General features: G+C 72.8%; 18 protein-coding genes. 10 read left to right on the top strand and 8 right to left on the bottom strand.

What is annotated here, in order from left to right; genetic code table 11:
• Positions 1–8: 8 nt before the first annotated feature.
• Positions 9–842, bottom strand: a complete 834-nt coding sequence (locus ACYVIH_RS14080) for an aldo/keto reductase (protein WP_460870086.1) — start codon at positions 840–842, stop codon at positions 9–11.
• A gap of 139 nt (positions 843–981) precedes the next feature.
• Here ACYVIH_RS14080 and ACYVIH_RS14075 point away from each other — a divergent pair, with 139 nt between their 5' ends.
• The gene (locus tag ACYVIH_RS14075) at positions 982–1,593 is read left to right on the top strand and encodes a calcium-binding protein (RefSeq protein ID WP_460870085.1); all 612 of its coding nucleotides are present in this window, start codon (positions 982–984) and stop codon (positions 1,591–1,593) included.
• A 290-nt stretch (positions 1,594–1,883) separates the two neighbouring features.
• Positions 1,884–3,977, top strand: coding sequence for a putative bifunctional diguanylate cyclase/phosphodiesterase (locus ACYVIH_RS14070; RefSeq protein WP_460870084.1), 2,094 nt, complete (start codon positions 1,884–1,886; stop codon positions 3,975–3,977).
• Positions 3,978–3,987: 10 nt separating this feature from the next.
• On the opposite strand, the gene ACYVIH_RS14065 is transcribed toward ACYVIH_RS14070, so the two are convergent.
• Together ACYVIH_RS14065 and ACYVIH_RS14060 are read right to left on the bottom strand one after the other, a co-directional pair.
• Positions 3,988–4,854 carry an SGNH/GDSL hydrolase family protein gene (locus ACYVIH_RS14065; RefSeq protein WP_460870083.1) on the bottom strand — a complete coding sequence of 289 codons (867 nt, stop codon included), beginning with the start codon at positions 4,852–4,854 and terminating at the stop codon, positions 3,988–3,990.
• A gap of 2 nt (positions 4,855–4,856) precedes the next feature.
• Positions 4,857–6,254 carry a UDP-glucose dehydrogenase family protein gene (locus tag ACYVIH_RS14060; RefSeq protein ID WP_460870082.1) on the bottom strand — a complete coding sequence of 466 codons (1,398 nt, stop codon included), beginning with the start codon at positions 6,252–6,254 and terminating at the stop codon, positions 4,857–4,859.
• Between the two features lie 158 nt (positions 6,255–6,412).
• Here ACYVIH_RS14060 and mptB point away from each other — a divergent pair, with 158 nt between their 5' ends.
• Complete coding sequence (gene mptB, locus ACYVIH_RS14055) at positions 6,413–7,888, top strand: polyprenol phosphomannose-dependent alpha 1,6 mannosyltransferase MptB (protein WP_460870081.1); 1,476 nt, start codon at positions 6,413–6,415, stop codon at positions 7,886–7,888.
• Here mptB and ACYVIH_RS14050 read toward each other — a convergent pair.
• The 4 genes from ACYVIH_RS14050 to ACYVIH_RS14035 form a co-directional block, all read right to left on the bottom strand.
• Positions 7,861–8,982 carry a glycosyltransferase gene (locus ACYVIH_RS14050; RefSeq protein WP_460870080.1) on the bottom strand — a complete coding sequence of 374 codons (1,122 nt, stop codon included), beginning with the start codon at positions 8,980–8,982 and terminating at the stop codon, positions 7,861–7,863. The genes mptB and ACYVIH_RS14050 overlap by 28 nt on opposite strands.
• A 4-nt stretch (positions 8,983–8,986) precedes the next feature.
• On the bottom strand, positions 8,987–10,111 hold the full coding sequence (locus tag ACYVIH_RS14045) for a glycosyltransferase family 4 protein (protein ID WP_460870079.1): 1,125 nt from the start codon (positions 10,109–10,111) through the stop codon (positions 8,987–8,989).
• A gap of 78 nt (positions 10,112–10,189) precedes the next feature.
• Positions 10,190–10,996: a pentapeptide repeat-containing protein gene (locus ACYVIH_RS14040; protein ID WP_460870078.1), complete on the bottom strand. Its 807-nt coding sequence runs from the start codon at positions 10,994–10,996 to the stop codon at positions 10,190–10,192.
• Complete coding sequence (locus tag ACYVIH_RS14035) at positions 10,986–11,288, bottom strand: MmcQ/YjbR family DNA-binding protein (protein WP_460870077.1); 303 nt, start codon at positions 11,286–11,288, stop codon at positions 10,986–10,988. Before ACYVIH_RS14035 ends, ACYVIH_RS14040 begins: the two co-directional genes overlap by 11 nt.
• 158 nt (positions 11,289–11,446) lie before the next feature.
• Here ACYVIH_RS14035 and ACYVIH_RS14030 point away from each other — a divergent pair, with 158 nt between their 5' ends.
• From ACYVIH_RS14030 to ACYVIH_RS14015, 4 genes are all read left to right on the top strand, one after another.
• The gene (locus ACYVIH_RS14030; RefSeq protein WP_460870076.1) at positions 11,447–11,692 is read left to right on the top strand and encodes a hypothetical protein; all 246 of its coding nucleotides are present in this window, start codon (positions 11,447–11,449) and stop codon (positions 11,690–11,692) included.
• Positions 11,693–11,855: 163 nt separating this feature from the next.
• Complete coding sequence (locus tag ACYVIH_RS14025; RefSeq protein ID WP_460870075.1) at positions 11,856–13,220, top strand: hemolysin family protein; 1,365 nt, start codon at positions 11,856–11,858, stop codon at positions 13,218–13,220.
• Entirely contained in the window at positions 13,213–14,277 is a 1,065-nt protein-coding gene (locus tag ACYVIH_RS14020; RefSeq protein WP_460870074.1) for a hemolysin family protein, read from the top strand. The genes ACYVIH_RS14025 and ACYVIH_RS14020 overlap by 8 nt, the downstream gene beginning before the upstream one ends.
• A gap of 205 nt (positions 14,278–14,482) precedes the next feature.
• Positions 14,483–15,943, top strand: a complete 1,461-nt coding sequence (locus ACYVIH_RS14015) for a DEAD/DEAH box helicase (protein ID WP_460870073.1) — start codon at positions 14,483–14,485, stop codon at positions 15,941–15,943.
• Between the two features lie 65 nt (positions 15,944–16,008).
• Here the strand turns inward: ACYVIH_RS14015 and ACYVIH_RS14010 are convergent, their stop codons facing one another.
• Positions 16,009–17,889, bottom strand: coding sequence for a hypothetical protein (locus tag ACYVIH_RS14010; protein ID WP_460870072.1), 1,881 nt, complete (start codon positions 17,887–17,889; stop codon positions 16,009–16,011).
• A 181-nt stretch (positions 17,890–18,070) separates the two neighbouring features.
• Between ACYVIH_RS14010 and ACYVIH_RS14005 the strand changes: the two genes are divergently transcribed.
• The 3 genes from ACYVIH_RS14005 (at position 18,071) to ACYVIH_RS13995 (ending at position 20,779) form a co-directional block, all read left to right on the top strand.
• Positions 18,071–18,991, top strand: a complete 921-nt coding sequence (locus tag ACYVIH_RS14005; RefSeq protein ID WP_460870071.1) for an alpha/beta fold hydrolase — start codon at positions 18,071–18,073, stop codon at positions 18,989–18,991.
• Between the two features lie 172 nt (positions 18,992–19,163).
• Positions 19,164–19,670: a DUF3145 domain-containing protein gene (locus ACYVIH_RS14000; RefSeq protein ID WP_460870070.1), complete on the top strand. Its 507-nt coding sequence runs from the start codon at positions 19,164–19,166 to the stop codon at positions 19,668–19,670.
• A gap of 104 nt (positions 19,671–19,774) precedes the next feature.
• The gene (locus ACYVIH_RS13995; protein WP_460870069.1) at positions 19,775–20,779 is read left to right on the top strand and encodes an alpha/beta hydrolase family protein; all 1,005 of its coding nucleotides are present in this window, start codon (positions 19,775–19,777) and stop codon (positions 20,777–20,779) included.
• The last annotated feature ends 7 nt before the right edge of the window (positions 20,780–20,786 follow it).

The following is a 20,786-nucleotide window of genomic DNA, read 5'->3' as shown; positions in this document are numbered from 1 at the left end:
CCGCGGGGCTACATCTCCTCGTGCGTGTCGGGGTCGCCGCCGAAGAGCCGGCCGTCCGTACGGGCCAGCGAGGTGATCGCTGCGACCTCATCGTCGGAGAGCTCGAAGCCGAAGACGTCGAGGTTCTCCACCTGCCGTGCACGCGTCGCCGACTTGGGGATCGGCAGGCAGCCCAGCTGCAGCTGCCAGCGCAGGATGACCTGGGCCGGCGTGACGCCGTGCGCCTGGGCCGCGGCGGCCACGGGCGGCTCGGCGAACGGCGCCTGCCGTTTGCCGAGCGGGCTCCATGACTCGGTGCGGATCCCGAGGTCGGCATCGACCTGTCGCATCCGCTCCTGCGGGAAGTAGGGGTGGAGCTCGATCTGGTTCACCGCCGGGGTCACCCCCGTGTCGTCGATGATGCGAGCCAGGTGCTCGTCGGTGAAGTTGGACACCCCGATCGAGCGGACCAGCCCCTCCTTGCGGAGGTCGACCAGGGCGCGCCACGCCTCGGTGTACTTGCCCACGCTCGGGTTCGGCCAGTGGATCAGGTGCAGGTCGAGGTAGTCCAGACCGAGCCGGTCCAACGACTCGCGGGTGCTAGCCACGGCGTCGTCGTACCCGTGGTGCCTGCCCGGGAGCTTGCTGGTGACGAACAGCTGCTCGCGGGGCACTCCGGAGCGTCGGATCGCTTCGCCGACCTCCCGCTCGTTGTCGTAGTTCACCGCCGTGTCGAGCAGCCGGTAGCCCACCTCGATCGCGCTGAGCACCGCCTCGACCCCGTCGTCGCCGCGCAGCGGGTAGGTGCCGAAGCCGACCCTCGGGATCTCGCGTCCGTCGTTGAGCGTGTACGTCGCAACCATGAATCGAACCTACCCCGCACCCCGCCCGGGGTCGTTCGACCCTGGGAGGGCAGGCGGTGCCCGCGTGACGATGGGACGAGGGAGGCCCGTGGTCGGCCGCCGTCGCCGGTCGTGGACCCGGAGACGAGGGGAGAGGTCCATGTCACGACTTCGTTTCGTCGGCGCGACCGCGTGTGCCGCCTTCTGCATCAGGATCGCGGTCCCGGCACTCGCCGCGGAGATCACCGGCACGCCCGGTGATGACGAGCTGACGGGGACGGACGGCCGGGACCGGATCGCCGGCCTCGACGGGGACGACCTGATCAGCTCCGGGCGCGGGGCGGACCGGGTGCTGGGCGGTGACGGCCACGACGTGATCTACCTGGGCAAGAACCCTGTGTTGCTCGGCCCGTCCGGGGACGAGGCGCTCGGCGGCCGCGGGGACGACCTGATCTTCGGTGGTCCGGGCTTCGACGTGATCGCCGGCAACGGCGGCGATGACACGATCATCGGCGGTGCCGGCACCGACACCCTGGAGGACCGCATCGGCGACGACGTGCTGGTCGGCGGGCGCGGCGGCGACGCCGTCTACCTGGGGCCGGGCCGGGACCGGGTCTACCTCGGGTCCGGTGACGACGCGGTCTTCGTGGGGGTCGACGGACGACGGGACGTGGTGTTCTGCGGACCCGGCGAGGACCTGATCTACCGCGGCGAGACGCTGGATCCGCGGGACCGTTTCTACGGTTGCGAGGCCTTCACCGACCGCCCCTAGTCTGCGCTGCGTCGGTCCATGACCCGCCAACCTCCATCCTCCGCCGCTGCTTCGGCTCAGGTCGGCCCGGTCGAGGCCGATGAGGCAGGCGGAACATGGGGGAGGGGCCGGTGCACCGAGGCGTCGTGCAGCAGAGCGTGGTGGCAGTCGTCGCCACGCTCGGTGCTGTTCTTCTGGTGACCGGTCCGGCGTCCTCACGGAATCTGGTCGCCCTTGTCGCGGCCGCGGCATGCCTGGTGCAAGCCGTCTGGCTGAGGCGGCGAGCGAGGAGGGACCGACGGGAGCGCCACGTGTGGCGCTGGGCGGCCTGGACGGCGGCCGCGACGGGCCTCGGCCTCGTCCTCGAGGCGGTTCTGGGGCTCGGCCAGGATGCCGGGCACCGGATGGTCGGTCTGGGGATCGCCGCAGGGACGGGCGCGGCCGCGGTGCTGCTCTATCAAGGGGTGCTGCACTGGAACCGGTTCAAGACCTACGCCTCCGACCCTGGTGACTGGCTCAACGGTCTGAGCGCGGTCGCCGTGGCCGTCGCCGGTGGCGGACTGCTGATCCGCAGCGTCGAGGCGCCGATGAGCCGGTGGCCGGACCTGCAGCTCTCCCTGTGGCTGAGTCAGGTCGGCGCTCTGATCGTGGTGCTCGGGACGACGGTCACCATCGCGAACCTCGGCGGCCTGCGCAGCGACCGCCGGGTCTGGATGCTGGCCGGAGTGACCGCGACGGTCACTCTCGGCACCGTCCTCACCGCCTCGAGCGGCGACGCCCGGCTCACCCAGCTGTCCGTGCAGGGCGGCTGGATCCTGCTGGTCACCACGCTGAGCCTCGGCTCACTGGCGGTGCCGGTGCGGCCGGCACCGCAGCGGGCGACCTCGCAAGCGCCCGCGATCGGCGCACTCGTGGTCCTGGCCGTGAGCGTCGGGGTCCTGATCGCCAACGGCCTGGCCGACACGGTCGGACGCGAGTCGACCACGGTGTTCGCCGGAATCGCCGCGGTCGGCAGCGCCCTGCGGATGGTCCGCCTCGTCGGTGAGCTGGCCGAGCTGGCCCTGAGCCGGCACGAGGCGCTCACCGACGACCTGACCGGCATGGCCAACCGGCGCGCGCTGACCGCGGCTCTCGAGGAGGCCGAACAGCGCCGGCAGCCGGCGGCCCTGCTGATCATCGACCTCGACCGCTTCAAGCAGGTCAACGACCGCTACGGCCACGGCATTGGTGACGAGGTCCTGCGCATCGTCGCGCTCCGGCTGCAGGCCGACCTCACCGGCAGCACCGTGCTGGCCAGGATCGGCGGTGACGAGTTTGCCGTGCTGCTGCGCGGGTCCGCTGCCAAGCGTGCCACCGAGACGGCGTGGGGGCTGTTCGCCGCCTGCACCGACCCGGTCGAGGTGGACGGTCGCCGGGCCCGGCTCGGAGCCAGCATCGGTGTCGCCGGCACGGACCTGGTCGGCGGCTCCAGCGAGGAGCTGATGCGGCGCGCGGACGCGGCGATGTACGTCGCCAAGCGAGCAGGCGGCGGGGTGAACACGTACGACGAGCACGCCGACGTCCGAGCGCGCCGCGAGCACGACCTGCTCGAGGACCTGCACGCGGTGATCGGCGCGGACTCCACCGAGCAGCACCGCGAGCAGATCGTGGTGCCCTTCCAACCCCAGGTCGACGTCACGTCCGGGACCGTCGTGGGGGCCGAGGCCCTGGTCAGATGGGACCACCCCGAGCACGGGCTGCTCTACCCCGACGCGTTCCTCGACCTGGTCGAGCGGCACGACCTGATGCCCGAGCTGACCGGCATCGTCCTGCGCCGTACCGCCCAGGAGGTGGCGCACTGGCAGCAGTCAGGCTTCCCGGTGCGGGCGGCGGTCAACCTGTCCACCTCGTGCCTGAACCACCCGGACCTGCTGCCGTTCCTCGACGAGATCACCCGCGACGCGCTGATCGACCCCGGCCTGCTGGTGCTCGAGATCACCGAGACCACCTTGATGAGCGACCCGTCGCTGGCCCTCGAGGTGGTGAGCACGATCGCCGAGCGGGGGATCGCGATCAGCATCGACGACTACGGCACCGGCTACTCCTCGCTGACCTACCTCAACGACCTACCCGCCGAGGAGCTGAAGCTCGACCGCGCGTTCACCGCGCGCGTCGCCCAGGAGCCCCGCACGGCCGCTATCGTCGCCGGCACGATCGACCTGGCCCACCATCTCGGCCTGAGGATCGTCGCCGAGGGCGTCGAGGACGAGGAGACCCTCGTGAAGCTTGCGGCGCTGGGCTGCGACCACACGCAGGGTTACCTGCATGCCAGGCCGATGCCGGCCGAACACTTCCGGCACTGGCTCGCGGAGGCGGATGGCCGGAGCAGCCCCTCGCCGAAGACGGCGACCGCGCCGCGCTCCTGAGCCGGGCGTTTCAGGGCCCGGGTCCGACCGGCCTCAGCCGGGGCGCCGGGCCGTGGTGCCCGAACGGGACCTCGTCCTCGTAGCCCAGAGCCGCCAGCACGCTCGGCAGCAGCGCCTTGGCGGTGCGCCGGTATCCCGCCCCGGAGGGGTGGAACCGGTCCATGGCGAACATCTGGTCCGGCTGGGCCACGAAGAACGGACCCACCACGTCGGCGAGCGACACCGCCCGAGCGCCGTACTCGAGCGCCACCTCGCGCTGAGCAGTGGCGAGCTGACGGGAGGCGATCCGCGCCAGGGAGCGCAGCGGTTGCGGCACCGCGGTCAGTGCACCGAGGTCCGGACACGTGCCCACGACCACCGCGGTGGCCTGCTCCTGCAGCGCCTCGACGGCCTCGGCCAGGTGACGGCGGGAGACACCGGTCCGCACCCGGTGGGTGACGTCGTTGCCGCCGACGACGATCACGGCCACGTCGGCGGCGTAGCCGGCCGGGAGGCCTGCGAGCTGGGCCCGCAGCATCGACGTCTCCGACCCGACGTGCGCCGCCGTGTGCAACCTGACCGCGCGGGTGGTCCGTTTCGCCAGTCGCCGCGCCAGCTGGGCACCCAGGGTGTGCTTGGGGGTCTCCGCGCCCAGGCCGGCGGCGATCGAGTCACCGAGCAGCAGGAGGTCGATCGGGTCGCCGTACGCCTTCTTGTAGACCTTGTCCGCGCGAAGTGCCTCCTCGCCCAGAGGCTTGCCGATCACCTGGCGCGCGAGCCGGGCCTGCCTGCGGATCATCCCGCGTGCGAGCGCCGAGGAGACCAGCGCGCCCGCGGTCAGGACGGCCGCCGACGTCGCCAGCCGGTTCCTGCCGCGCCTGGCCGTGGGCACCCTCACCGTCAGGTGAGCTCGAGCGCGATCCGCCGCGGCGTGCGCTGACCCGGCAGGTCCGACAGTGCCGGCTCGGGCGTGGCGAGCCGACCCCTGCCCATGGCGTGCAGCGTCCACCCGGCCAGCTCCCAACGGTCGCGGTCCAGCCGGTTGCGCCCGTCGATGATCCGAGCGCTGCGAACCAGCCCGGCGGCCCGGTGCGGGTCGATCCTGGTGAACTCCGGCCAGTCGGTCAGGTGCAGCACGAGGTCGGCGCCGTTGAGCGCGGCCTCCACGCTCGCCACGTAGGTCAGGGCAGGCTGCACCGCGCGGGCGTTGTTGTTCGCCTCCGGGTCGTACACCCGTACCTCGGCGCCGGCGAGGTGCAGCCGGCCCGCCACGTCCAGCGCGGGGGAGTCGCGGACGTCGTCGGAGTGCGGCTTGAACGCCGCCCCGAGCACGGCGATCCGGCGACCGGGCAGGGTCGAGTCGCACAGCGTCCTGGCCAGCTCGACCACGCGCTGCCGAGCACCGGCGTTGGTTGCGTCCACCGCCTGCATGAGCGCAGGCACCGAGTGCGCCCCCAGCTCGGTGGCACGCGCGCTGAACGCCCGGATGTCCTTGGGCAGGCACCCGCCCCCGAAGCCGACCCCGGCGTCGAGGAACCTGCGGCCGATGCGGGGGTCGTCGCCGAGGACGTCGGCCAGCGCTACCACGTCCGCGCCCGACCGCTCGCTGACCTCGGCCATCGCGTTGATGAAGGAGATCTTCGTGGCGAGGAACGCGTTGGCTGCCACCTTGGCCAGCTCGGCGGTGGCGAGGTCGGTCACGTGCACCGGGCTGCCCGCGGCGATCGGCTGCTCGTAGATGCGGCGCAGCGTGCACTCCGCGTCGGGTCCGGAGACGCCGAAGACGAGACGGTCCGGGCGCAGCGTGTCCTCCACGCCGTGCCCCTCCCTGAGGAACTCCGGGTTCCAGGCGACCGAGGCGCTCACCCCGGGCGGGACCAGCCCGGCGACCAGCTCGGCGAGCCTGTCGGCAGTCCCCACCGGCACGGTCGACTTGCCGACGATCAGGCTGTCGCGGGTGAGGTGCCGGGCGAGACCGCGGGTGACCGCCTCGACCGCCGACAGGTCCGCGGCCGGCCCGGTGGTCGACTGCGGGGTCCCCACGCAGACGAAGTGCACGTCGGCGAACGCGGCAGCCGCGCGCAGGTCGGTGGTGAACCGCAGCCGGCCGGTCCGCACGTGCTGGGCGAGGAGCTCCGCGAGGCCCGGCTCGCTGAACGGCACCCGCCCGTCCGCGAGCATGGCCACCTTGTCGCGGTCGCTGTCGACGCCGAGCACCTCGAAGCCGAGCTCGGCGAGGCAGGCGGCGTGAGTCGCGCCGAGGTAACCAGTGCCGATGACACTGATGCGCATGTCCATGGGGCCACACCAGCAGCGCAGGCTGACCTGATCGCGCCGTCGAGGAGGATGTCGGGCGACCGGCTGGTGTACACCGCGTTGACCGCGCCGCCCAAGGTTGGGCCAACCGTCCCCGGCAGTTCACCGGCTGCTCGGATCGGGAACCGTAGCGTTGCCCGGTGATCTTGCGTGGCGGGCTCGGCTACTTCCTGGTGCTCGTCGGTGGGCTGGTCATCTCGGTGCTGCCACCGTCCAGCCCGGTGGCCGGGCTGCCGCTGCTCGAGGACCTCCGGGCGTCGATGCCGGGGCGGATGCTCGGCCTGAGCGTCGTCGTGCTCGGCCTCGGGCTGGGCGTCGCCGCCTGGCTCGAGCTGGTGAGGTACGTCGCTCGCCGTGATCGGCGCACCGACGCAGTCGCCCGAGGCCTCGTGCATCGCGCCACCCTCTGGTGGACGGCGCCGCTGCTCGTGGCGCCGGCGATGTTCAGCCGCGACGGGTGGAGCTACGCAGCGCAGGGTGAGCTCACCAGGCTGGGCCTCTCGCCCTACGTGTGGTCACCCTCGGTGCTCGAGGGCCCGGTCGTGGAGGCCGTGGACCCACGGTGGATGGACACGCTCACTCCGTACGGGCCCGTCCCGCTGGTGTGGGGCGGGCTGGTCGCGGAGGTGACCGGCTCGCCGTGGCTGATGGTCGTCGGCCACCGCCTGCTCGCCGTGGCCGGCCTGCTCGTGCTCGGCTACGCGGTGCCGCGGATGGCGACCTGGGCCGGACGCGACCCGGTCCTCGCCTCGGCGCTGGTGCTGCCGAGCCCGGTGATGCTGGCGCACGGTGTCGCGGGGCTGCACAACGACCTGCTCATGGTCGGGCTGATGGCGCTCGCCGTGGTCGTCGCGGTTGAGCACGGCTGTGCCCTGGGAGCCGTGCTGGTCGGTCTCGCAGCGGCCGTGAAGCTGCCCGGCGGCCTGGCCGGGGTCGGGGTCGCCCTGGCCACGCTGCGGGTGACGGCCGGCCGCGGCCGCCGGGTCCGGCGGCTCACCTCGGTCGCCGCGGTCTCGATCGGCACCCTGGTCGCCGTGGGTCTCGTCTCCGGCCTCGGGGTCGGTTGGGTCCATGCCCTCGGGGTGCCGGGCGAGGTGCTGACTCCGCTGTCGCTGCCGACGCAGACCGGCCGGCTGGTCGGGCTGCTGCTCGCGCCGCTGGAGACCGGCCTCACCACGGACTCCGTGGTCTCCGCGGCGAGGACGCTGGGTTCACTTGCCGCGCTGGTGTTCGCCGGGTGGGTCGCGCTCCGCGCACCCACCGGTGTCCCCGCTGCGGCGGTGCGCGCGCTCGGCCTGGTGATGCTGGTGCTCGTCGTACTCGGCCCGGTAGTGCACCACTGGTACCTGCTGTGGTGCCTGCCGCTGCTGGCCACCTGCCACCTCGGGTCGCGGGCCGGCGCCGCCCTGCTGCATGCGTCGTGGCTGTTCGGGCTCGTCGCGCCGCTGGACTCGAGTCTGCGCGGGGCCGGCACGGTGATCGCCCTCGGCGTGGGTCTCGTCGCCGTGGTCGCCCTCGTGCAGCTCCTGGTGCACCGCGCCAACGGAGCCGTGCCCGGCGCCGGCGTCCGACCCGAGGGTCGGGCGGACTATCCGGCGAGCTCCGCCGCGTCGTAGGTGGAGCGCCGGTGGAGCTCGAGCATCGCGTCGACGGTGCGCTGCCACGGGAACTGCTCGGCCCGCCGGCGCGCAGCTGCGCGGCGTGACGCCGGTGGACGGTGCGCCACCTCGAGCACCGCGTCGGCGAGCGCCGCGGGGGTCGGCTCGGCCCAGGCCCCGGACTGCTCATCGACCAGCTCCCGGGCCCCGCCGGCGTCCGCGGTGACCACCGGGGTGCCGGAGGCCAGCGCCTCGAGGACGGCGAGCCCGAAGGTCTCGCCCGGGCACACCGAGAGCGCGACGTCGGCCCTGCCGATCAGCCGGCTCAGCCGACGACGGTCCGCGACGTGCCCGTGGAACACCACGGGCGCGTCCTCCGCCAGGCCCTCGAGCTCGTCCCGGTGCGGCCCCTGGCCGTAGACGTCCATCCGCAGCGGCACGCCGCGACGGTGCAGCTCGACCGCGGTGGCCACCGCGAGGTGGGGGCTCTTCTCGCGCGAGAGCCTGCCGACGTGGACCAGCCGTAGGAGGCCCTCCCCGGGGGCCCGGGACGACGGGGGCCGGAAGGTCTCCAGGTCGACGCCGAGAGGCACCCGGTGCACCGGCGTCCCGGCCGCGGCGGCCTCCTCGCCGAACTCGCGCTCGGCGAAGGCGGAGGTCACCACCACGCCGTCGAAGCGACGCACCAGGAACCTGTTGAGCGCGGAGACCGAGGGCCCCACTCCGGCGACCCAGCCGGTGCGCAGCGTGAGCATCGCGTCGAGCCGCTCGTGGGAGAACAGCAGCGAACCGACGCCGTTCCGACGTGCCCACCGGCTCACGGGGACCAGGGTGGACTTGTCGGAGACCTCCACCGAGGTGGGACCGAACTCCTCCAGGGCGTCGATCACCCGCCACGGCTCCAGGATCAGCCGGTACCCGCCGCCCACGCGCGGTGCGCGCAGCTGCACGATGTCGCCGGCTTCGGTCGTGGTCCGTGCGTCCCGGGCGCCGGGGACCACGAGCAGGCGCTGTGCGCCGGCGGCGACGTAGCCCGCTCCCAGCGCGTTGACAGCGGTCTTCATCCCGCCGGAGGCGGGGCCGACGAAGTTCGCCAGCTGGGCGATGCGCACCCGCTCAGGCCGCCAGGCCAGGCGCCGCAGGCGCGAGCACGGCGGGGTAGTGCACCGCCACGAGCTCGTCCACCACCTGTGCCCAGCTGCGGTGCGCCAGGCCGGCGAGCGCGTCCCGGGCGAGGCGTTCGCGGAGACCCGGATCGGCGACCAGGGTCGCGACACTACGTCGCAGCGACGCCTTGTCCTCCGGGTCGTAGAGCAGACCGGTGCGGCCGTGGTCGACCAGGTCGACCGGTCCTCCCGCGGCCGGGGCGACGACGGGCACACCGCTGGCCTGCGCCTCCTGCACGGTCTGGCAGAAGGTCTCCGCCTCGCCGGGGTGCACGAACACGTCAAGGGAGGCGAACGCCCTGGCCAGGTCCTCGCCGCGAAGCATGCCGGTGAACTTCGCGTGCGGAAGCCGCTTCTCGAGCCGGCCGCGCGCCGGCCCGTCGCCGATAACCACCAGCCGAGCTCCGGGGATCGGGGCGAGCTCCACGAGCCGGCGCACCTGCTTCTCCGCCGCCAGCCTGCCGACGTAGCCGACCACGACCTGGTCGGGCTTCCGACGTGTCCAGTGCGCGTGCAGCTCCTCGCTGCGGCGTTCGGGCCCGAACAGGTCCAGAGAGACACCGCGCCGCCACAGGTGCAGATCGGTGACGCCGACCGCCTCGAGCTGGGCGTGCGACGCGGTCGACGGGACCAGCGTCCGGTCCACCCGGCGGTGGATCCGGCCGACCCAGCGGGCCACGACCGCGTCGGCGCGGATGCCGTACTGCCGGGCGAAGCCGCCGATGTCGGTCTGGTAGACCGCGACGGTGGGGATGCCCAGCCTGCGTGCGGCGCGAAGCCCCACGGCGCCGAGCGCGATCGGGGAGGCCAGGTGCACCACATCGGGACGGAACTCCGCGAGCGCGCGCTCCACCGCCACGTCCGGCAGCCCCAGGGAGAACGACCGGTAGCCGGGCAGGGACACCGACCGGACCCGGACCACCCGGACCGTGCGGTACCCGGTCAGGCCGGGACCCGGGGCGATCACGATCGCCTCGTGGCCGGTGGCGAGGAGTCGGTCGACGGTGTGGCGCACGGTGTTGGTGACGCCGTTGACCTGAGGGAAGAAGGACTCGGTGACGATCGCGACGCGCATGCCCTCACCGTGACGGCCCGCGGTGAACGCGCGGTGACCGTGTGGGCGGGGTTCGGTGAAGGGCGCGGGAGCGTCCGGTCACACCGCCCAGTGCCCCGGCCGCCGCAGTCGGTCGGGGAGGATGGTCGCGGAGTCGCCCTCGGCTGCGTCGAGCTGCGGCTGGGTGAGGAAGAGGCAGCCGCCGAGGTCGGCGCCGCTGAGGTCGGCGTCCCGCAGGTCCGCGCCGAGGAGGTCCGCGGACCGGAGGTCGCTGCTGCTGAGATCGGCGGCGATCAGCAGTGCCCCGCGAAGGTCCGCGCCCCGCAGGTCGCCGGGCGGCCGGCGGCCGGCCAGGTCGGCACCACCGAGCTCGGCGCCACCGGGGTGGCGCGCAACCCGGGTCTGCGCGCTGGCACGGCGAAGGAGGGTGCCGACCTCGGCGCGGGCATCGGCCACGTCGGCATCGAAGATCGGCGCGGGCGCCGATCGGGTGAGGGCATCGATGCGCTGTCGGACGGCTTCCAGCTCCGCCCGGAGCGGGGGTACGACGGGCAGGCAGACCGCCTCGTCGAGGTACCAGAGGAGCTCGTGCAGACCTCGGACGACCTCGAAGACGGCGAACATCTCCCGGGCCCGGTCGGGGTTCTCACGCCAGCCCCGTCCGTCGTACACGACCTGGGTGACCCGCTGTCCGGCGCCGAAGCAGTCGAAGGAGGCGCAGCCGCGGAAGCCCGTGTCCCGCAGCCGGTCGTGGATGCCGCACCGGTGCTCCGCGTCCAGGTGCCGGCACGGCTCGCCGGCCGCCTTGTCGAACCCGAAGTCCCGGGAGGCGGCGAACGGCAGCGCGACGCAACACAGCCCGACACACCTCGCGCAGTCCGCGCGCAGCTCCATGTCAGCGGCCACCGGCCAACAGGCGGGAGTCGGTGAGCAGCTCCTCGAGCTCGTCGTCGGCGACCCGTTCCAGGCGCACGAGCAGGAGCAGCGGCGAGCGCTCGTGGTGCGGGGTCCAGAAGAAGGTGTCGGGGTCCGAGGCGGCCAGGACGTCGCGCTCACGGGTCTTCACGGTCAGCACGTCGTCGTCCCACATGCGCGCCATCAGCGTCCGGACGAACCACGCCGGGCGCTGCCAGCTCAGCCGCTCGGTGACCCCGGGCAGCGCCAGGCACAACCGTCGCACGTCCTCCTCGGTCGCCATGGCACCACCGTTGCGCAGTGCTGCACGACTACGCAACTGCACTAACACGCAGTGGCGTGCATGATCATTCGCCTTACGAACCTGGACGAAAGGCCGTTGAATGTTCCGTGAGCGATCGGCGATGGGCCGCCGGTCCACCGAGGGAGATGGGGCGCACCATGAGCCACGTGCCACCGCAGAGGGCTACCGGAACGGTGCTCGCGCGTCCCGAGGAGATCATCGACCGCCTCAGCCAGGACCTCGAGCGCGCGATCTCGCTCGCCGAGGAGTGCCGCTGGCACTTCCCCGAGCTCAGTGCGGACGCCGACCGCCTCGCCGCCGAGGCGATGGCGCTGTTCGGCAAGAGCCTGCGCGCGCTGCAGGCCCGGGAGGCGCTCGAGCCCCCGCTGGCCGACGCCGGCTGACCTCGCGCGGCAGCTCCGGCTGCGTCGGTCCCGGGTTCGTCCAGGGCCGCAGGTCCGGTACCTTGTAGCCGACCCAGTCACGACCAGCAAGGACAGGGCCGACCATCCAGATGGACGACTCCCAACAACGTGTGCGTCACCGCGAACCCGGCGGTGACGCGACATGACGGCAACACTCCTCCTTCTCGTCTCACTGCTCCTCGTCGTCGCGTGCGGCGTCTTCGTCGCCGCTGAGTTCGCCTTCGTCACCGTGGACCGAGCCGCAGTGGAGCGGGAGGCAGCCACCGGCAGCAGGTCCGCCCAGGGCGTGCAGAGCGCGCTGCGCTCGCTGTCGACCCAGCTCTCGGGTGCCCAGGTCGGGATCACCGTCACCAACCTGGCCATCGGGTTCCTCGCCGAGCCCGCGATCGCCCAGCTGGTCCGTGGCCCGATCGAGTACGCCGGGGTCGCGGCGTCGGCGGTCCGTCCCGTCTCGGTGGGCATCGGCCTCGCGCTGGCGACGATCTTCACGATGGTCTTCGGCGAGCTGGTGCCGAAGAACCTGGCGATCGCCAAGCCGATGGCCACCGCCCGCGCCACGCAGGCGCTCCAGCGTGGGTTCACCACCGCCATGTCCCTGCCGATCCGGCTGCTGAACGGCTCGGCCAACGCGATCGTGCGCCGGCTCGGCATCGAGCCGCAGGAGGAGCTGCGCTCGGCGCGCACGTCGGCGGAGCTGGCTTCCCTGGTCCGCCGCTCCGCGCTGCAGGGCACCCTCGACGTGGAGACCGCCGAGCTGATGGAGCGCTCGGTGGTGTTCGCCCGGCGTACGGCGGGGGAGATCATGACCCACCGCGTGCACATGGACACCGTCGACGCCGGTGACCCGGTCACCGCGGTGATCGAGCTGGCCCGGGCCACCGGGCACTCGCGGTTCCCGGTGGTGGCCCGCGAGAACGACAACGTCGTGGGCGCCGTGCACGTCAAGAACGCCGTCGCCGTCGACGTCTCCGCCCGGCGCGGCACCAAGGTCCGCGACGTCATGGTCGAGGCGACCGTCGTGCCGGAGACCCTTCGGCTGGACCCGCTGCTCGCGCTGCTGCGCAGCGAGGGCTTCCAGATGGCCGTCGTGGTCGACGAGTACGGCGGCACCGCCGGCGTGGTGACCCTGGAGGACGTCGTCGAGGAGATCGTCGGTGACATCGCCGACGAGCACGACCCGCTCGGCTCGCGGGTCCGACGCCGCCGCGACGGCAGCTGGTCGGTCTCCGGGCTGCTGCGCCCCGACGAGGTCGCCTCGGTGACCGGCATCGCGCTGCCCGAGCACGAGGACTACGACACGGTCGCGGGGCTGTTCCTCCAGACACTGGGGCGGATGCCCGAGCCGGGGGAGCAGGTCGTCGTACCTCTCCCCGTCAGGCTCGGTGAGGACGGTGACCCCCTCCCGCACGAGGAGGCCGTGATCACCGTCGAACGCCTGGACGGCCTGCGCATCGACCGGCTGGCGCTGACCTCGCGGACGGTCCCGCAGGAGGGTCACGATGAGTGACCTCGGCGGGATCCTCCTCACCGTGGCACTGCTGGCCGCCAACGCGTTCTTCGTGGGCGCGGAGTTCGCGCTGATCTCCGCGCGCCGCACCCAGATCGAGCCGCGCGCCGCGGCCGGCTCCCGGGTCGCGCGGACCACGTTGCGGGCCATGGAGCAGGTGTCGCTCGTGATGGCCGGGGCCCAGCTCGGCATCACCGTGGCCTCGCTCGGCCTCGGTGCGGTGAGCGAGCCGGCCGTCGCCCACCTGCTCGAGCCGCTGTTCCACACCCTCGGCATCCCCGACAGCATGCTGCACCCGGTCGCCTTCGTCGTCGCGATGTCGATCGTGGTGTACCTCCACGTGGTGCTCGGCGAGATGGTGCCCAAGAACATCGCGCTCGTCGGGCCCGAGCGCGCCGCGCTAGTGCTCGGCCCGCCGATGATGGTCGTGGTCACCGTGCTCAAGCCGGTCGTGGTGGTCCTCAACGCGATCGCCAACGGCGTGCTCCGCCTGATGCGCGTGCAGCCTAAGGACGAGGTCACCTCCGCGTTCACCCGCGAGGAGGTCGCCGCGCTGGTCGACGAGTCGCGCGGCGAGGGGCTGCTCCCGGAGAACGAGTACGACCGGCTCTCGGGCGCCCTCGGCTTCACCGAGCAGACCGTGATGAGCGTGTTGATGGCACCCGCGGACCTGACCACCATCACCCGCGGGGCCAGGGTCGCGGAGGTGGAACGGGTCTGTGCCGTCACCGGCTTCTCGCGGTTCCCGGTCACCAGCGACGGGGGCGACCTGCTGGGGTACCTCCATATCAAGGACGTCCTGGAGACCGACCCCGAGCGTCGGGAGCGACCGGTCGACGACAAGTGGATCCGGCCGTTCGCGACCGTGCGCCCGGGGGACGTGCTGCACGACGCGCTCGAGACCCTCCAGCGCCGCGGCGCGCACATGGGCCGGGTGGTCGAGGACGACGGGACCGTGCTCGGCCTGGTCACCCTCGAGGACGTCCTCGAGGAGCTGGTCGGCGAGATCCGCGATGCCGCGCACGCCGAGGACGACGCCGTACACGCCGAGGACTGAGGCGCGATTCGGCTTCAGGGTGTCCGGTGAGGCACAATGGATCCCGATGCGCCGACCGGGTGCATCGAGGTCGTCTGCTTTCGCGCCCTGGACGGCGCGGTTTCTCTTTGACGGTGGCCCGCCGGTCCTGCTTCGCAGGACTGCGCTCGAGCCCCCTTCCCAGCCGAACGAGCACTGCGGCCACAACTCCTACCCAAGGACTGCTGTGCCCCACCACACCCATGCCGGGTCGACCCCGCATGCCCCCACCTTCCGTTCGCTCGACGTGCCCGAGGCCGTCGCACGCGAGCTCGACAGGCGCGGTCTGACCACCGCCTTCCCGATCCAGGCAGCGACGCTGCCGACCACCCTCGCCGGGCGCGACGTCCTCGGGCGAGGACGCACCGGCTCCGGCAAGACGCTCGCCTTCGGCATCCCGACGGTCGTGCGGGTCGCCGCCTCGGCCTCGCGCCGCGAGTCGATGCGCCCCCGTGGGCTCGTGCTCGTGCCGACCCGTGAGCTGGCGAACCAGGTGCTGGCCAGCATCGAGCCCCTGGCCGCGGCCATGGGGCTGCGCGCGTCCGTCGTGTTCGGCGGGGTCCGCCAGGGCCCGCAGGTGACCGCCCTGCGCAAGGGCGTCGACGTGCTCGTCGCCACTCCCGGTCGCCTCGAGGACCTGATGAACCAGAAGCTGTGCGACCTCGGCGCGGTCGAGGTCACGGTGCTCGACGAGGCCGACCACATGTCCGACATGGGGTTCCTGCCCGCCGTGAAGCGGATCCTCGACAAGACCCCGAAGCGGGGTCAGCGGATGCTGTTCTCGGCGACCATGGACAACGACGTCGACGTGCTGGTCAAGCGCTACCTGACCGACCCGATGACCCACTCGGTCGACTCCGCGGCCGCCCCGCCGCCGGCGATGTCGCACCACCTGCTGCACGTCAACGCCACCGACAAGGCGGCGGTGATCCGCGAGCTCGCCTCCGGGCACGGCCGCGCGGTGCTGTTCACCCGCACCAAGCACGCCGCCAAGAAGCTCGCGCGGCAGCTGACCGCGTCCGGCATCCCCACCGTCGACCTGCACGGCAACCTCTCGCAGAACGCCCGTGAGCGGAACCTGGCGGCGTTCAGCAGCGGGGAGGTGCGTGTCCTCGCGGCCACCGACATCGCGGCGCGGGGCATCCACGTCGACGACGTCGAGCTGGTGATCCACGTCGACCCGCCGGCCGAGCACAAGGCGTACCTGCACCGGTCGGGTCGTACCGCGCGCGCCGGCGCCGCCGGCGCCGTGGTCACGCTGGTGACCCCCGAGCAGAAGAAGGACGTCGCGGCGCTGGTGCGGCTGGCGAAGGTGAGCCCGACGAGCCTGGCCGTGCGCGCCGGCTCCGAGGAGCTGCGCCGGCTGGTCGGTCCGGAGGCGCCGAAGGTGGAGCCGACCCCGACCGTCACCGAGGCTCCGCACCGGCCGGCACGCGGTCAGGGCGGCGGGGGCGGTCGTGGCCGTGGTGGCCGCGGCGGCCAGAACGGACGCGCCGGACAGGGCAGCCACGCCGGCCAGAGCGGCCGGTCCAGCCAGAGCAGCCGGGCCGCCGACGGCGGCCCGGCGACCAGCCGCCCCGCAGGCAGCCGCAGCCGCAACCGGCGGCGCGGGGCGGGCAGCGGCGGCGCAGGCCGCACCCAGGGCTGACCTCGAACACGACGACGGGTGGGTGACCGCGAAGGTCGCCCACCCGTCGTCTGCGTTGTCGGGCCTCAGCCGAGACCCTGGACCTCCACGGTCACCATGCCGTCGACCACCGACCCCGTGCCGGCGCGTCCGGAACGACCGAGCATCGAGCCGTTGGGGCGGTACAGCGAGAGGTTGGCCAGGACCTGGTCGTTGCGGGGGCTCTGGCGCAGGCCGCGCAGGAGCGCCTCGAACGAGGCCGGCGCGGTCGCGGCGACGTAGCCGGCCTCGGCGAACTCGGTGCCGTCGCCGGGCGGCTGGCCGCCCTCGCCGCCGGGGAAGTACGAGTTGCCGCCCAGCACCTCCAGGTAGCCGCTCTTCCGGCCGATCCTGGCCGGCACCGGCACGTCCACCCGGACCCAGGTGTCGGGGAGCCGGGCGGAGGTGAGCAGGACCCGGAGCCGGACCGTGCGGTTGGCCCGGAGGTACAGCACCCGGTCGGTGCGCAGCGGTTGCCACCGGCGGCCGGCCTTGATCTGCACCTGCGCGATCGTGGACGCGGCGTAGTCGCGGGTCATCGTCGAGGTGGTCGACACGTCCTGGATCGTCACCTCCTCCACGTCGTTGAAGTGGATTTGGGCGAGCTGGTCGAACAGGTCGAAGCCGGTCTCGTAGGACACGTCGGTCTCGCTGGCGTAGCGGTCACCGTGGGTGAGGGTGAACGACCGCCCGTCGGCACGTCGGCCGCGGATGGTCCAGCCGAGCTCCGCCGTACCCTTGCCGGTCCCGTCGAAGACCCGGTCCTGGTCGGCGAGGAGGTGGAAGGACGCCACCTCCGGGACCGAGTCGGGCGCGCTGACGTAGGTCGTGCCGGTGCGCGACCACTCACCGGGCACCTCGACGTACGACGTGATCGCGGTCGTGGCGGGTGCGGCCGAGGGAGACTTGATGCCGAACAGGCCGGCCAGCCGGTCCTGCGTAACGGAGCCGACCGGAGCGCCGGCATTGGCCTGCTTGAACGGCAGGCCCAGCGGGTCCTCCTGGATGTACACCGCGTCGGCGCCGTGCATGGTCATCCGGGCCGGGCCGGTGAAGTTCATCGCGTGGCCGAAGGCGAGCACCTCATCCCCGCAGATCGCGGTCACCGTGCCGACGTTGACCGTGGACACGTCGCCGTAGGACAGGGAGGCGGCCAGGTTTCCGCCGACCACGATGGGGAGCTCGTCGGAGGCGGCGGTCACCGCGCCGCTGCGGTGCACCTGGACCCCGGAGAGGCCGAGCGCGTTCTCCAGCTGGCCGAGCCGACGGGCGGTCACCATGCCGGAGACGCCCAGCGGGGTGGGCAGCCGGGTCATCCCGGCCGTCGCCTCGCGGCGGGTCAGCACCCCGCGCCCGGTCAGGCGGCGCGCCAGCCCGCGGGGGAGCGAGACGGCCTGCCTGCTGGCCCTCGCGGCCGCGGTCGGCGTGGGCGGCTCGGAGAGCATCCGGTACATCTCCGCCGCCGGGGTGATCCCGGCGACGGGGGAGGCGCCGGTGCCGAGGCCGTACGACACCGCGCCGAGCAGCCGGCCGTCGGCGGCGTACACCGGCGACCCGGACATGCCCTGCCAGATCCCGCCGACGCGGTCGATCTCGGGGGAGGTGAACCGCGCGAGCACCATGTCGAGACCCGGTGCGATCCCGTCCCGCACGACGCCGAGGACCTCACCGGTGAAGCCGGTCGGCTCGGTGCCCGAGGTGACGGTGAGACCGGTGACCCGCTGCCCCTTGGTCACCTCGGCGACCGGGTAGGGGAGCGGGCACTGCGCCGAGGGGGCCGACTGTGCCGCCTGGACCGACGGCGCCGAGGAGGCGGCCGGCGTGCCGGTCAGGCCGAGCACGCAGAGCGCTGCCGTGGTCACGGCGGCAGCGGCCGTCCGCGAACCTGCCCGCAGGCGGGACCGGCGAGGCGTGGGGAGGTGCGACATCGAGGTTCCTTCGTGGCTGCCCGCTGCCGCCCCGTGGAGGCAGTCGGTGCTTGCCAAAGCATCGCGTACTGAATCGGCAGCGAGGAGCCGAATCCGCACGAGTCGGACCCGAATTTTCGCCTGATGACCGCCGCGCTGGACGGTGGCGCCACGAGGGCCCTGGTTGTGCCAGCATCGGGACATGAACGAGGTCACCAGGCCGCGCCTGGAAGGCAGCATCGCGGTCCGCGACGGCCGTCGGCTCGGCTTCGCGGAGTTCGGCTCGCCGCACGGCCCGGCGATCATCTGGATGCACGGCACGCCGGGTGCGCGACGCCAGATCCCCGTCGAGGCTCGGGCCTTCGCCGAACGGGAGCGGCTGCGGATCATCGGCATCGACCGACCGGGCATCGGCTCGTCCACGCCGCACGTCTACGCGGACATCCTCGACTGGACCGGTGACCTGGAGCTGGTGGCCGACGTGCTCGGCATCGACTCCATGCACCTGATCGGGCTCTCCGGTGGCGGCGCCTACGTCCTGGCCGCCGGCGCGGCGATGCCCGAGCGCGTGCGGGGCGTGGCCGTGCTCGGCGGGGTCGCCCCCACGCAGGGCGTCGACGCACCTCCCGGCGGACTGCTGGCACTGGCCGCTCCGTTCGCACCGCTGGTCTCGGCGGGCCGGGTCCCGATCGGGCTCGCGCTGACGGTCGGGGTGCGGCTGGCCAAGCCGTTCGCGGGCCGGGTGCTCGACCTGTACGCCCGGATGCAGCCGCCCGGCGACCGCGAGCTGCTGGGCCGGCCGGAGTTCCGGGCGATGTTCCTCGACGACCTGCTCAACGGCAGCCGCAAGCAGGTGACCGCGCCGCTGTCGGACCTGATCTTGTTCTCCCGGCACTGGGGGTTCGAGGCCGCCGACGTGAAGGTCCCCGTGCGCTGGTGGCACGGCGACGACGACCACATCGTCCCGCACCGGCACGGCGAGCACATGGTCGCGATCCTGCCCGACGCGGTGCTGCGCACGATCGAGGGCGAGAGCCATCTGTCCGGCCTCGGGCTGGCCGAGGAGATCCTGACCACGCTGATGGCGCTCGACCGACCGGTGGCCGGGACCTCCCTGGCCTGAGTCGTCCGGCACCCGATTTCTGGGATTTCTGGTGTCGGTGTGGCTTCTGAGGCGTCTCATCGGTCACAATGGGGCCACAACTTCACACGCGTGTCACCGAGACAACCTCGAAGGACCCGACGAGACCGCTGGGGAAGGCGTATCTCGACGCCGGGAACAACAGGAGGTCACGGTGACCACACGTCATGCGACACGGGGCGTTCTGTACGTCCACTCTTCGCCGTCGGCGCTGTGCCCGCACATCGAGTGGGCCGTCGGCGGTGTGATCGGCTCTGCCGTCAGCTTCGAGTGGACACCGCAGGCCGCCCAGGCAGGCACGTACCGTGCCGAGTTCTCCTGGACGGGAGAGGTCGGCACGGCTGCTTCGCTTGCCTCAGCCCTGCGCGGGTGGAACCACCTGCGCTTCGAGGTGACCGAGGAGCCCACCGCCTCCAGCGAGGGGGCCCGGTTCTCCTACACCCCCGACCTCGGCGTCTTCCACGCCGTGACCGGCATGCACGGCGACATCATGATCCCCGAGGACCGGCTCAAGGCCGCGGTGGTCAAGGCGGCGCTGGGGGAGACCACGCTGCTCAACGAGATCGACAAGCTGCTCGGCAAGCCGTGGGACGACGAGCTCGAGACGTTCCGCCACGCCGGCGACGGCGCTCCCGTGCGCTGGCTGCACCAGGTGGTGTGAGCCCCAGCCCGTCACCACCCGGTGGGTGACGGACGAGAGCTCACAGACCCGTAACGAATCCGAGTTCATCTGCGGGGATCGCGGATTCGGCCGACGATGATGACGTGCGTCGTCGGTCCCAGTGGTCTCTGCTCGTCGCGACCGTCCTCGCGGTCGCGGCCTGCGCCACGCCGCAGCCCGAGCCCGCAACCCGGATGCGTGCGGCGGTCGTGGTGGCCGGCGCCCACAACGACACCTCGACCCCGTTCAACCTGGTCTCCGTGCCGGGCCTGATCGAGCACGAGTACGACGGGCGGGGCCTGCGTGTCGGGGAGCTGGTGGCCGACGAGCTGGCCTCCCGGCGCTACCGCGTGACCTATCGCAGCGGGACCCTGCAGATCTCCGGGCAGCTGAGCGTGCCCCGTCGTGAGGGACGGTTCCCGCTGGTCGTCCTGGCCCACGGCTACGAGGACCCGGCCACCTACGTCAGCGGCCACGCACTCTCGCGGGAGCAGTCCTACCTCGCGTCCCGGGGCTACGTCGTGCTGCTGCCCGACTACCGCAACCACGGCGACTCCGACCGGGACGGCAGCGACCCGGTCGCGGACCCGCTCGGTTATCCCGAGGACCTGGTCAACGCGGTCCTGGCGGTCCGCCGCGCCGACCTGCCCTACGTGGACGCCTCCCGGGTGGGGGTGGTCGGGCGCTCCATGGGCGGCGGTGTCGCCATGAACGCGCTCGTCGCCCGGCCGGGCCTCGTCGACGCGGTCGCGCTCTACGCGCCGGTTTCCTCCTCGGCCGTCGACAACTTCCAGCGCTGGGCGGCCGCCCGCGACGACCTGGCCACCCGGGTCGAGGTCACCTACGGCACGCCCGAGGAGAGCCCGGAGTTCTGGCGCGAGGCCAGCGCGCGGACCTACTTCGACCGGGCCGACGTGCCGATCCAGGTGCACCACGGCACCGCCGACCCGGTCTGCCCGGTCGAGTGGAGCCGGTCGACGGTCGCCGCGCTGCGTGAGGCGGGGCAGACTGTGGAGTACTACGAGTACCCGGGAGAGGACCACCGCTTCGACCAGGGCTGGCCGCTGATGATGCAGCGGCTCAGCGCCTTCCTCGACGCCAACGTCTGAACCCGCG

The sequence above is a fragment of the Nocardioides pakistanensis genome, assembly GCF_054781215.1.
Note: the sequence above shows the minus strand (reverse complement) of the source record. Positions and strands in the feature narration are given on the sequence as shown.

Coding starts and splice junctions, on each gene's coding strand:
- ACYVIH_RS14025 (WP_460870075.1), top strand. CDS start 11,856: ATGACGGCAACACTCCTCCTTCTCGTCTCACTGCTCCTCGTCGTCGCG.
- ACYVIH_RS14030 (WP_460870076.1), top strand. CDS start 11,447: ATGAGCCACGTGCCACCGCAGAGGGCTACCGGAACGGTGCTCGCGCGT.
- ACYVIH_RS14005 (WP_460870071.1), top strand. CDS start 18,071: ATGAACGAGGTCACCAGGCCGCGCCTGGAAGGCAGCATCGCGGTCCGC.
- ACYVIH_RS14020 (WP_460870074.1), top strand. CDS start 13,213: ATGAGTGACCTCGGCGGGATCCTCCTCACCGTGGCACTGCTGGCCGCC.
- ACYVIH_RS14035 (WP_460870077.1), bottom strand. CDS start 11,288: ATGGCGACCGAGGAGGACGTGCGACGGTTGTGCCTGGCGCTGCCCGGG.
- ACYVIH_RS14075 (WP_460870085.1), top strand. CDS start 982: ATGTCACGACTTCGTTTCGTCGGCGCGACCGCGTGTGCCGCCTTCTGC.
- ACYVIH_RS14080 (WP_460870086.1), bottom strand. CDS start 842: ATGGTTGCGACGTACACGCTCAACGACGGACGCGAGATCCCGAGGGTC.
- ACYVIH_RS14060 (WP_460870082.1), bottom strand. CDS start 6,254: ATGGACATGCGCATCAGTGTCATCGGCACTGGTTACCTCGGCGCGACT.
- ACYVIH_RS14010 (WP_460870072.1), bottom strand. CDS start 17,889: ATGTCGCACCTCCCCACGCCTCGCCGGTCCCGCCTGCGGGCAGGTTCG.
- ACYVIH_RS14045 (WP_460870079.1), bottom strand. CDS start 10,111: ATGCGCGTCGCGATCGTCACCGAGTCCTTCTTCCCTCAGGTCAACGGC.